An 11,824-nucleotide genomic window follows, 5' to 3' on the forward strand; every position below is an offset into this window, starting at 1 on the left:
AATAATAAAATATTAGATAAATAAATCATAATAATATGAACATGAAACTTAGGAATATTCCTTTTTCTCCGCCAGATATGACGGAGGCAGAGGCTAAAGAGGTACGAGAGGCTATTCTCTCGGGTTGGATTACTACGGGTCCACGGACAAAGAAACTGGAAACTCAAATTTCTGAATATGTGCACACGGACAAGACGGTGTGTCTGAACTCTGCAACGGCAGCACTGGAGATGGTGCTGCACCTGCTGGATATTCAGCCTGATGATGAGGTGATAGTGCCGGCATATACGTATACGGCAACGGCATCGGTAACTCAGCACGTGGGCTGCAAGCTGGTGCTGGTGGACAGTCAGAAGGACAGTGTGGAGATGGACTACGACAAGTTGGCTGCTGCCATCACGGAGAAGACAAAGGTGATTGCACCTGTGGATCTGGGTGGCATTGTGGCTGACTATGACCGTGTGTTTGAGATTGTGGAGGCAAAGAAGGGACTGTTTAAGCCTAACAATGCTTTGCAAGCTAAAATTGGAAGAATTGTGGTGTCTGCTGACTGTGCGCACTCGTTTGGCGCATGGCGCAAAGTCAACGCTAACGATAACAAGGTGAAGAAGATGGCGGGGGCAATTGCAGATTTCTCTTCATTCAGTTTTCATGCGGTGAAGAATTTCACTACTGCTGAAGGAGGTGCGCTGACATGGAACCTGCCGTTTGGTAACGAAGAAGTTAAGGTTAATGTTAACGTTAAGGTGGAAGATTATCTTCCTAACGTGCCTAAGAAGGAGGGGGAGACTTGGAATGAGTTGTTGTATCGCCTGAGTCAGTTGTTCTCACTGCATGGACAGAATAAGGATGCTTTGGCTAAGACGAAGCTGGGAGCTTGGGAGTATGACATCATTGGTCCTTGGTATAAGTGCAATATGACGGACATCATGGCGGCTCTGGGTCTGGTACAGATGGAACGGTATCCATCAATCTTGAACAGACGTTATGAAATCGTGAAACGATATAACGCTGCGATTGATAACCTTAACGCTAACCATAAGGTGGCTTATCTGAATCACATGAGTGAGGATCATTGTTCGTCACACCACCTTTACATTGTGCGCCTACTGGGTAAGACTCGTGAGGATGCTAACAAGGTGATTGAGCAGATGGCAGAGCGTGGCATTGCCTGCAACGTACACTACAAACCACTGCCTATGATGACAGCATATAAGGCTCTCGGATTTGACATCAAGGATTATCCTAATGCCTATCATCTGTTTGAGAACGAGGTGACACTACCTCTTCACACTAAGTTAAGTGATGAAGATGTGGACTACGTGATTACCAACTTCTGCGACATTGTCTCGAAGTTGTAACGCTAACGTTAACGCTAACGAATAACGATGGAGGAAATAAAAAAGGCGAGAAACTTTCGTAACTATAAGGTATGGCAGGATGCGGTGAACTATGCATCGAAAGTATATAAAGTGACTGCAGATTTACCTTGGTTCGAAAAGAAAGGACTATGTGACCAGTTACAACGAGCAGTTGTAACAATAAGCAGTAATATTGCTGAAGGGTCAGCAAAACCTTCAGACAATGACTTTGCACATTTCTTAGATATGTCATTAGGCTCTGCCTTTGAAGTTGAGACTCAACTAATAATTTCCAAAAATATCGGTTATATTGATGCTGAACTATTTGATGGGTTAATGGAAGACCTCAAAGAGATTGAGCGTCAAATTAATGGTTTGATTTCATCCTAAGAAAAGGTTAACGTTAAGGTTATCGTTAGCGTTCATCAATGTAAAACATGATGATATGATGAAAAGATTATTTGATATTGTAGCGAGTGGGCTTGGGCTAATAGTGCTTTGCCCACTATTCTTGATACTTGCTATTTGGATTAAGTTGGATAGTAAAGGACCTGTGTTTTACAGGCAGGTACGTGTTGGGTATAAGAACAAAGACTTCCGTATCTTTAAGTTTCGCTCTATGAGAGTAGGAGCTGACAAAGGAAGTCTTGTGACTATTGGCGGTCATGACCCTCGTGTTACTCGCTCTGGCTATTTTATCCGTAAGTTTAAATTCGATGAACTGCCACAGCTCATTAATGTATTCCTTGGTGACATGAGCCTTGTGGGCCCTCGTCCAGAGGTACGCCATTATGTAGACTACTGGACTCCTGAGCAGATGCATGTGCTTGATGTGCGCCCTGGTATTACAGACCCAGCCTCTATCAAGTTTCGCAATGAGAATGAACTGATGGAGAAGGCAGAAGATCCCGAGAAGTATTACATCGAGGTTATTATGCAGGAGAAAATTAAACTATATCTGGAGTATGTGGAGAAGCACAGCTTCTGGTATGACTTGGGGCTGATTTTCAAGACGTTCTGGGTGATTGTTAAAGAGAGATGAATATTCTAAAGACAATCAGGCAATTTTGTCGCTACTAGTTTTGGTCTCTGTGGGGAAGCAGGCGAGGTAAGGATGATGATGTCTGATGGAAGATGTCTGAAGGCTGCTTTCAAGAACGAGGAACCTTTTCTCATTATCCTCAAAAGAATGAATATCATCCAGTGCTTGATCAACAACTTTCGATGTTGGGGAATATAGGGGAGCATAGTAGGTTGCCTGGTAAACGATATGTTATTGGTAATTGTGCAATCAACATGCTTACTAAGAATTGTCGGTAGGATAATGAAAATCTAATTTTGTAGATTTCATAATATGGAGAATCTAATATCACAATCATCGGTTTGGCTAAGAGAAGAAGATTGCTTGAGCGGGGCAATTCAGGATAGAACAATGGCTGTGTTGGCAAAGTTTCATCAATTTATTAAGGTGAATTCTGGCGAATTAGAACATATTACTAAGGTATCATCTGATGAAATGCAGAAAATTATCAATGCATGTAAAACTGATATCGGGAATATATTGAATGCGTACCTTAGGGGTAATCAACATATTTCATTGACTACTACAGAAACGCTGGTGAAAAAGATGGGAACAAAAACAGTTCCTGTAGGTCTAAGATTATATAAGGCAAGGGAGGGTGAGAATCATTATCTCTTTTCGGAGGAAGAAATGTTTCATATCCCTTTCGATAAAAGGGATAAAATAGGCAATCAACGATATAGTATCTCAGGAATACCGTGTCTGTATCTTGGCTCTTCTTCGTATGTTTGCAGGGAAGAGTTAGGTAGAGTAAACTTCGATATGTGTAATTATTGTGGGTATACTAATATTTTGCCCATTGAGGTTTTTGATCTGTCTCTCCCATCTATTATATCTTCATTGGATGATATCAAAAGAGTGTGTATTATTCTTGCTTGTAGTTTGTCGGCAAAAAGGGATGCGCTGTTTAAGGAGGAGTATATTCTTCCCCAAAATATTTTTCAAGCATTAATATTAAGACACCATTATAATCATAAAGTGTTTTGTATTAAGTATATTTCTACACATCTTTTGAATGGTGATGCGGATTGTTTTGAGTGTAATTTCTCGGAAAAGGAGATAAGTCGATACTATAATTATGTGTTCCCTGCAGCGGAATCGCAAAAGAAAGGTTATAGTGCTAAATTGAAGTCTTACTTTACAAAAACTAAGACAGTGGCTATGTTTAGAGAGAAACTTGTATCTTTGGATCGATTGATAGCGGGTGGAAATGATGATGCATATTTGGATTCCCAGTTTGGTCTTATGGATGCATTGTTAGATGAGAAAATGGGGTTAGAGCCCATACGAAAAGAAATGACTTTTTTAACATTATAAGAGGATTAATCAGATGGAATTTATAACAGTAACAAGTCTTGGTGGAAGTACATGGTCATTTCGCAAGGATCGTATAGAAATGGTCATAAACCGATTTACGTTTACCGAAGAAGAGTCTAAAAATATTCCTGAAGCGAAGAATTTAGATTCTTGTGCTATTATTCGATTGATAGGTGATAACAGAGAATACTTCTGTAAAGATTCCTACGAGTCAATAATGAAGATGTTATGCTAAAGAAGAAAGTGTATAACTCAACTTTCGCAAGCTCTGCTTGCTTCAGTTACAGAGGTGATTGTCACCTCTTACCTCTCACCTTTAAACGTTGAAGCAGAGAAAGGCTAAGAAATGAGAAAAATTAAGAAGCAGGTACCGCCGGTAAATCTAGCCAGATTTTTCTGACAGAGTTGAGAGGAGACGCTATTCGTCTTGTAAAAATGTATAAATCTCAAGGACTTGAAGACAATGAAATATTGAGCGCATTATACAATTATGGATTTACAAGTGCTATAGAATATGCATTGAAGGGATAAAAGTTGCATTAGAGCCAGGTCTCACGTTCCTATTCACCGTCATCTAAAGACGAGTGAAATAGTCATCTGCTTAGAGGGATGTCTCGACTGGGTCTTCTATGAAGAACTGCCGGGAGTTGATACTGGTGGACCAGTCCATGATGGAGAAACTGCAGCTGATGAGACTGCCTTTGTAGAGGTTGCTCGGTTTCGTGTCTGCCCAAGAGAAAAACTATTCGGTATTCAAGTGCCGAAAGGTGCTTGGCATAGTATTGAAGTTCATGAACCATCCACTATCTTCGAGGCGAAGGATGGGGCGTATGTCCCATCGAGATGAATAGAGTGGAAATGTAGTTTTAAATATTTTTTATGGGTACTAAACTGAATGTAATAGGTAAAATAGATTTAGAGGCATTAAACCAGTCATCGTATAGGCCAGTAGATCCAAGTCAACCTTTTAAGATATTAAGCATTAAGGTGTCCTTTTGGGAACAGGAATCCTTATTATTGGATTTTGGTGAGATTGAAGATGAGAATGTAGACGGTGACCGATACTTTTCTCTGTTCATCGGTAAGAATGGTTTAGGAAAGAGCATGTTCCTTTGCGAGATAATAGAGTTCTTGGTGGCTGCCAGCAAAGGTTCCAATCTCGTATCTACCAAGAAAATGGTAAATATTCAGGCAATGACCTATACTATCGGTGGAAGGAGATTTACTGTCACTCGAAATGGTGAAGGTGATTTTATTTATCAAGACGGTCTGAAAACCATAAGGCGGAATAAAGTTGAATTCCCACTGATTATTGCTTCAACAATGGGGATGTTTGACAAATTCCCACTTAGTACCTATAGTTGGAAGAAAGGATATTATAATGTAGACTTTTACCGCTATGTTGGTCCTAAGGCGAATACCAATCTTTATTCGACCAAGACGAACCTGATGTTTCAGATGTTAGGTAATCTGAGGGATTTGAAACGTAAACAGCAAATGACAAAAGTTGCTGAGATTCTTAATTTTATTGGGTATGATTCAAAAATCACCGTAAAATATAAAATCAAGACTACCTCTGAAGAATCATCTGGAAACACAAAAGGGCTGAAATCTGCCACCCGGGCATATATGGACAGTATGAAGAAAGGGGAAGTCTTAGAGGAGTCTGTGGATTTCAGGAAAGACACGATGCCTCATGTACGACAGATGTACTTCCGTGAGATTGGTGAGATGAAGCAAAAAGGCTTCCTGACTTCCTATGAGTGCTATCTTTACCAAAATGGTACACCAATCGAATGCAATCATCTCAGTTCTGGTGAGTTTAATATGCTTAGTATGGTAATGAGTGTAGTGATGACATCAAAGAAGACACATCTTCTCATATTGCTTGACGAGCCAGAAATAAGTCACCATCCGAATTGGCAAATGGAGATTATTGACAATCTGGACTGTGCTTTGAGTGATTACAAGTGTCATTTTCTGATAGCAACGCACAGCCATTTTCTGGTGTCTGACTTACCGTTGGGAAGATCTACCGTCATGGATATTGAACGGTATCCTGATGGGAAAATAGAGATTAATAAACTATTGGCTGACACTTATGGATGGAGTGCGGAGGAAGTGCTGCTTAAAGCGTTCAAGATGCCTACAGACAGGAACAAATATCTGGCCGAGATAGTAGGAAAACTGATGTCGGGTATTGCTGATAAAAGTATAAAGCGAGAAGACGTAAATGAGCAGTTGCAATTTCTTAAAAAAGTGTCGATACATTTGTCTGATGTAGACCCCATGAAGGAAATCATATCCACTATCATTGGCACATTCGAGCGATATGACTGACAGAGAGGATTTTATTATCGACAGGCCTTACACATTGACGGGGGATGACATAAAGGCCATAAATGCTGCCAGTCCTGGTGAGAACGACAAGGATGATTGGGAGAAAGATGATTTAGATGACTTCAAGGAGCGATTGCGCGATTATCTTTGGGAACACCAGAATGGCAGATGTGCCTATTGCAGATTGAAGCTACATGACCATATAGCAACGCCTGAGATAGAGCATATCGTTCCGAAGAGCAAGAAACCTCAGTGGATGTATGAACCGTTTAACCTATGCTTGTCATGTAAACGGTGTAACACCATTAAAGGATATAGGAAGAAAATATTGGAAGATTTGGCTGTAAATGCGACGTCGCTCCCACACGCATCAGATGACTATAGGCTTATTCATCCGTATATCGATAGATACTCAGACAATATAGAATTGCTGGATGGTATTATCTACAGGGGCAAAACGACAAAGGGAGAAAACACCATTAAAATCTGTGGGCTTGACAGATTCCAGGTCGCTGCAGCACGTGCAGATGCCCTCATAGCAAAAAACTCAAATGAATATGTGCGGCTCATGCTCCTGATAGAGAATCCGAGATATAAAGGTCTCGTCAAGAACATGGGTGCTTTTAAAAAACGCATAAAACTCATCATAAGGGATTATGTCAAGTGATTCCGATTTCAAGTGAATGAAAGGGAAACAAACTATTAATCAACAAATTTCTTTATGAGGAACAGGGGGACGGGTACTGAAGTGAACCCCAGAAGTTGGCCACAACCGTTTTTATGGGTTTCTTGCAACAAAACAATCTGAAAATTAAAAATAAATTATGGCGCAGACATATAGTTTAGCACTTTATTCAATTACTATTCATAGATTAGGTAATCGTGATGACAGGCTTGTTTTGACGGATTTCGATAATGGTAAAAATTTGTATGATATAGCCTGTGATATGCTTAGTTCTATTAAGTATGAAAAAGAAATAGAGCAGGAAAAAGTGAATCTGTCTCAGAAAAACGATAAGACTGAAAAACGTTTCTTTAGGATAATGAAAAGTTCTAAGGGAGAAGATATCTTAAATCCTCGGAAGCCTTATCTTACAGGATTTATTGAATCAGGAGAGTATGGCACGGAAGAGAATATCGTAAATGTAGAGACTGGTGAAACAAAGGAGAAAAAAGAAAAAGATGCATTATTACGACCTTTCTATTTTATGCTTTATGTGCCTCAAGGTGCTAAAAAGGCGGTTCTCATATTAGAGCGGATCAGTAATTTGGGCATTATGACAGTTTTCGAGAAAAAGTTGAGAGAGGCTATTTCTGGTAAAATTGGTGCTGATATAAGAGACTTTGTTATTACGATTGAACCGATGGCTCTCGAGTCTGTTTTGAAAAGGCATATCAATACAATTGGTGGTGCTAAAAAGGTTATTTTTAATCATGTCAGATTAACTGATATCACTCCGTCAAAGCTCTCTGACGGTAATCTTAATGATGGTGAAATACATAACATGCAAATAACACTGAATGCTCCCAGGAACAAGAGTATAAATATCATGTCATGGTTTCAAAAAGTGAAAGAGTCTTTTGATCAAAAGAAAATCAGAAAGAGAACGAATATATGTTCAGTTTCCGGAGTAGAATACCAGAATGTCAAGTTTGAAGTCGAAATAGGTGGAGCACCGAGAACCATCTCAATGCAAGATATAGGAAAGCTGGGTACGTATCTTGATATTACTAATGAGGTAGAGTTGGATAGGAATTATTATCCGACTTTTGCTTCTGTAGACAGGCAAGCTAATATTTTGATCAGTGATATAAAACAGCAATTGGAGAATAGTATTAAGGATGAAAAATAGGTTTTCTCACATATTTCTTTTGCTTACGTTTCTCGTGACAATGATCTGTTTTGTCACGATAGCGGTTTCGCTGATTTCAAAGGCTGACTGGGATAATGGTGCATTCTCGAAAGATACCATGGGAAATATTGGCGACTTTTTGTCGGGTACTTTGGGCGTGCTACTGTCATTTGTTTCTTTCCTCTTGATGTGGAAGACATTTGCTACGCAATATAGACAGTTTGAAAGGCAGAATGAATTACAGAATCAAGCATCTTTTGAGACAACTTATTTTAACCTGCTGTTATCATTGGATCAAGTAAGAAAAGAGGCTGTCATAAAATTGGAGGAGGAAAGTAAATGCTGTTCAATTTTCAAATGGTATCAGCTCTTTATAATGACTGCTTTTACATCAAAAGATGAGATGATAATTGGTTCGGATGACGTGCAATCTCAGGTCGAGGCTACTCAAGGGGTTGTGGCAAAGTGTTATGAGGACTTCATTGATGACAATGGATATATCGGATTCTACTTCAGATTTGTATACAATACCATTAAGTTTGCTATTAGCTATTGGAATAACTACGATGTAAGCCGGAAATATACAGACTTACTTTGTGCCAAACTGTCTGACGAAGAACTTGCATTGCTTTTCTATAATGCCATTTCAAAGTATGGAAGGGATCAAAATGAATATTTACATTTTAAGGACATCTTGGATAAATATCAAGTATTTGAGAATTTAAATCCTGATTATCTGATAGATAGATCTCACTTCCGTTTCTATCCTCATACAGATTTCAAATTCCTCACCCGCGATGAAAGGAAACGTTTCTTGATTGACCACAATAGCATAAAGAAATAGTCTTTATTTGATTATATATATCAATAATGACTTGAATATTAAAAATATATTATAGGTCTTAACAAGGAAACAGAGGGATGAGTCCCCGTTATTTTTGAAACGGGGGTAAGCTGTCAATTTTGACGTGTTGTGTATGAGTTGGGAAAGTGATACCTTTGGTCTCGTTTTAAGAATGAGACAAATGGTATACAGCAGTAAAGCTTTCGAGAACCTTTGTTTTTTGTATCAGACCAAAGGTCTTCCCAAGAACATCTTGATAGAGAAGTCCTGTACAAAGCACGAAGTTGACTTTCCGACTTTCGATAAATGGTACAGGAAGACGCATAAGAGGTTTTATCCGGTAACTTGAATGAGTATAACTTCCAAAGTATGAGGATTGGGATTAGTGAGCCGAAAAGTTAAATAATTAGAGCAAATTTAGACTTATTTTTGGAAATTTCATTGAAAATTAGTATTTTTGCAAAGTACAATTGCAGAATAATTCAGTATGGTAAATGTAAGCATAGATATGGAAACAATAGCTGCTGCATGGGAGAAGGCCCGTACGGTGGAAGGCTTTGATGCTGACATTTTTCGGAAGGATGCTTGTGGAGCCTGGATACAAAAAGACATGTTCTTACAGTATGGGAGTATGTATGGCTGGGGAGTCGACTTAATTCTTCCGGCTTCTTTGGGAGGTAAAGTCGTCCCTGAAAATATCAGGGCTCTTAATTGTCATAACTTAAAAAGTAAAGGAAGCGATTATCCTAGTTATAAGGCAGTATATACTGCAGATGGCTTGAAAAATAAAGATACTGAACTTTTTCTTACAGTAAATAAAATAGTACGCGGTAAACTCAAAACTCTTTTTGAAAATGCTTAAACATATATCCATAAAAAAACTATTCCAATTATACGACTATGAGATTGACCTGACTGCTAGTGAAGGCAATCCAATTCAAAATATGATGTTTCTTACAGGTCCGAATGGCATGGGAAAATCAACCATATTGAAAAGTGTTGCTCATGTTTATAAGGGTGAGTTAGGTGCTTTTTCGACATTCCCGTTCGAAACTATGACGTTTGATTTTGATTCTTGTCGGCTAATGGTATCACAACAGGTGGATTTTGAAGTTGCCGAGGTAGATAGTGATATATCAGCAGAGAAAACAGTAAGAATATCATGTGACTTCTTGACAAAAGGGCAAAAACCTGTATCGGAACATGGAGAATGGGCTTATAAAGATGGTCTGAAATTAGCAATTCCAGTGTGTATGCCTAATATGGAAATGTATTTTAATAGTCATAAATGTTTATATATTTCCGATCATCGGTTACAGGAGAATGTGGACGATGCAGTGGTTCACCCAGAGTTTATTATAAACGTACTAAGAACCATACAAGCAAAGCTTACGGAAGGTTTTGCTATGCCTCCAGGTGCTGTAGTTGGATGGAGTGGAAGCATGGAAGAGCGGATAAACAAGGTGAAAGAGACAATGAAACTTTTAAGTGATTGCGATGTCGTAATTCCAATTGACCTAGATGTTTTAGAAAATGAAAATAATGTTTCTGATCACCTGTTGATAGGCTGTGAAAGGGCTATCAATAATTGTGGGACATTGTTGCTGAGACTGCAGGGCTTCCAGATGTTTATGGAGTCGAGTAAATTTTTAGGTAAGACCTTTCGTATAACGATGGCTAACGGTTTGCAGTTTTATGCTCAAAATGAGGATAAGACAATGTTGGGATTCAGTCAGCTTTCATTGGGTGAAAAACATATTATAAGTCAGATTTACACTATGTTTTTTTCACCGATTCCTTATCAATTGGTTCTTGTTGATGAGCCAGAACTTTCGTTTCACTTAATGTGGCAGATGCAGTATCTGAACAACATAAAGGCTGTGCAGAATATGCGTAAGTGTGCTTTTCTGATTGCTACCCACTCTACGCAGGTATTCGAGGGAAAGTTTGAATTGGCTACAGATTTGTTTACACAATCGCAACAATCAGAATGAGTGCACCTAAACACTGGGATTCTTTACAAAAGCTTCATTCATTACCGCCCAATGAGGAGTCAGACCTGAAGCTGGCTATTAACTCGCCTATGGGGCTTGTTACCCTGTGGGTGTTAGTAGAAGGTAATGCAGATCCATACTTTTATGAACGTATGTTCAATATGACTTGGAGCAAGGTCGTAAAAGTTGGTAAGAAGGGAAAGGATGGTAAACTATATGGTGGCAACAAGGTGGTGATGGAGTTGGTTAACAATCTGTTGAATTTGGGGTTGACACAACGCATTATCGGCATTATCGACCGCGATTGGCGACCTTTCAAGAAAGACAGTAGGAAACCGTTACCCAAAAACATTTTTGAAACAGACTTGCGTGACCTCGAGATGACATTTCTTTCCATCTCAGCATTGAGGAATGCATTAGGACAGGAGATTGTAAGCACAATGAAACCTGACCATAAGAAATGGTTCAAGAACGGACATTGGTATAAGAAATGTGGCGATTGGTATAGAGACATCTGGGAACAATGTTGTATGGTATCACGCTATATGGGGTCGTTGCGCATCGTAGATTCTCATTTTGAACTGCCAAGGATTGACTTTGTAGCTCACGATTGTTGGGATGAAAAACAACATGTCCTGTATAATGGATGGGAGAACCGACTTTTCCATATTGCTGAAAAACAATCAGGATGTTGTCACTTCAGATTGTTAGTCTATTGCTGGATGATTAGATACAAATATGACATTAATCACCGTTCAGTATATGATGTATGTCGGGGGCATGATTTTTTGTCATTATTGTCAGAGATGCTCATCGATAAGTCTCACTACTCAGAGATGTGGATGACATTTTTCATGACGAAGGAGATATCTGTAGCAGACATTAGGAATATGTGCCTTTACCAAAATATAGACAGATGGACAACTACAACAGGAGTTACAATGATGGCTCATTGAATATATTCCCCTCTCGTTATTAGCACACAGGGCTTCTTAAAGGCTAATCTTTACAGAATGGCTCGCTTTTACAATTTC

At 39.1% G+C, this 11,824-nt stretch carries 12 protein-coding genes; all 12 read left to right on the forward strand.

The window, feature by feature from the left end; translation table 11 throughout:
• The first annotated feature begins 35 nt into the window (after positions 1 to 35).
• The gene (locus tag BM257_RS12870) at positions 36 to 1,361 is read left to right on the forward strand and encodes a DegT/DnrJ/EryC1/StrS family aminotransferase (protein WP_092073461.1); all 1,326 of its coding nucleotides are present in this window, start codon (positions 36 to 38) and stop codon (positions 1,359 to 1,361) included.
• 27 nt (positions 1,362 to 1,388) lie between these two features.
• Entirely contained in the window at positions 1,389 to 1,751 is a 363-nt protein-coding gene (locus BM257_RS12875) for a four helix bundle protein (RefSeq protein ID WP_092073463.1), read from the forward strand.
• A gap of 58 nt (positions 1,752 to 1,809) precedes the next feature.
• Positions 1,810 to 2,403: a sugar transferase gene (locus BM257_RS12880; RefSeq protein WP_092073573.1), complete on the forward strand. Its 594-nt coding sequence runs from the start codon at positions 1,810 to 1,812 to the stop codon at positions 2,401 to 2,403.
• A 312-nt stretch (positions 2,404 to 2,715) separates the two neighbouring features.
• Positions 2,716 to 3,759, forward strand: coding sequence for a hypothetical protein (locus BM257_RS12885; RefSeq protein WP_092073466.1), 1,044 nt, complete (start codon positions 2,716 to 2,718; stop codon positions 3,757 to 3,759).
• Between the two features lie 595 nt (positions 3,760 to 4,354).
• The gene (locus BM257_RS15205; RefSeq protein WP_369821327.1) at positions 4,355 to 4,606 is read left to right on the forward strand and encodes a DUF6016 domain-containing protein; all 252 of its coding nucleotides are present in this window, start codon (positions 4,355 to 4,357) and stop codon (positions 4,604 to 4,606) included.
• Between the two features lie 140 nt (positions 4,607 to 4,746).
• A complete protein-coding gene (locus BM257_RS12895; RefSeq protein ID WP_177216125.1) occupies positions 4,747 to 6,099 on the forward strand; it encodes an AAA family ATPase in 1,353 nt (450 codons plus the stop codon).
• Complete coding sequence (locus BM257_RS12900; RefSeq protein WP_092073475.1) at positions 6,092 to 6,766, forward strand: HNH endonuclease; 675 nt, start codon at positions 6,092 to 6,094, stop codon at positions 6,764 to 6,766. Before BM257_RS12895 ends, BM257_RS12900 begins: the two co-directional genes overlap by 8 nt.
• Before the next feature lie 157 nt (positions 6,767 to 6,923).
• Positions 6,924 to 7,952, forward strand: a complete 1,029-nt coding sequence (locus tag BM257_RS12905; RefSeq protein WP_092073478.1) for a hypothetical protein — start codon at positions 6,924 to 6,926, stop codon at positions 7,950 to 7,952.
• Positions 7,953 to 7,992: 40 nt separating this feature from the next.
• A complete protein-coding gene (locus BM257_RS12910; RefSeq protein WP_177216126.1) occupies positions 7,993 to 8,796 on the forward strand; it encodes a putative phage abortive infection protein in 804 nt (267 codons plus the stop codon).
• 508 nt (positions 8,797 to 9,304) lie between these two features.
• Entirely contained in the window at positions 9,305 to 9,658 is a 354-nt protein-coding gene (locus BM257_RS12920; RefSeq protein ID WP_143096860.1) for a hypothetical protein, read from the forward strand.
• Positions 9,651 to 10,790 carry an AAA family ATPase gene (locus tag BM257_RS12925; RefSeq protein ID WP_092073490.1) on the forward strand — a complete coding sequence of 380 codons (1,140 nt, stop codon included), beginning with the start codon at positions 9,651 to 9,653 and terminating at the stop codon, positions 10,788 to 10,790. Before BM257_RS12920 ends, BM257_RS12925 begins: the two co-directional genes overlap by 8 nt.
• Positions 10,787 to 11,746 carry a DUF4435 domain-containing protein gene (locus BM257_RS12930; protein WP_092073493.1) on the forward strand — a complete coding sequence of 320 codons (960 nt, stop codon included), beginning with the start codon at positions 10,787 to 10,789 and terminating at the stop codon, positions 11,744 to 11,746. Before BM257_RS12925 ends, BM257_RS12930 begins: the two co-directional genes overlap by 4 nt.
• Positions 11,747 to 11,824: the final 78 nt, after the last annotated feature.

This window comes from Prevotella sp. tf2-5, assembly GCF_900115435.1.
Taxonomy (GTDB): Bacteria; Bacteroidota; Bacteroidia; order Bacteroidales; family Bacteroidaceae; genus Prevotella.

What these genes read in the sequence shown, in the direction of transcription:
- BM257_RS12870 (WP_092073461.1), top strand. Translation starts at nt 36, where the DNA reads ATGAACATGAAACTTAGGAATATTCCTTTTTCTCCGCCAGATATGACG.
- BM257_RS12875 (WP_092073463.1), top strand. Translation starts at nt 1,389, where the DNA reads ATGGAGGAAATAAAAAAGGCGAGAAACTTTCGTAACTATAAGGTATGG.
- BM257_RS12880 (WP_092073573.1), top strand. Translation starts at nt 1,810, where the DNA reads ATGAAAAGATTATTTGATATTGTAGCGAGTGGGCTTGGGCTAATAGTG.
- BM257_RS12885 (WP_092073466.1), top strand. Translation starts at nt 2,716, where the DNA reads ATGGAGAATCTAATATCACAATCATCGGTTTGGCTAAGAGAAGAAGAT.
- BM257_RS12900 (WP_092073475.1), top strand. Translation starts at nt 6,092, where the DNA reads ATGACTGACAGAGAGGATTTTATTATCGACAGGCCTTACACATTGACG.
- BM257_RS12905 (WP_092073478.1), top strand. Translation starts at nt 6,924, where the DNA reads ATGGCGCAGACATATAGTTTAGCACTTTATTCAATTACTATTCATAGA.
- BM257_RS12910 (WP_177216126.1), top strand. Translation starts at nt 7,993, where the DNA reads ATGATCTGTTTTGTCACGATAGCGGTTTCGCTGATTTCAAAGGCTGAC.
- BM257_RS12920 (WP_143096860.1), top strand. Translation starts at nt 9,305, where the DNA reads ATGGAAACAATAGCTGCTGCATGGGAGAAGGCCCGTACGGTGGAAGGC.
- BM257_RS12925 (WP_092073490.1), top strand. Translation starts at nt 9,651, where the DNA reads ATGCTTAAACATATATCCATAAAAAAACTATTCCAATTATACGACTAT.
- BM257_RS12930 (WP_092073493.1), top strand. Translation starts at nt 10,787, where the DNA reads ATGAGTGCACCTAAACACTGGGATTCTTTACAAAAGCTTCATTCATTA.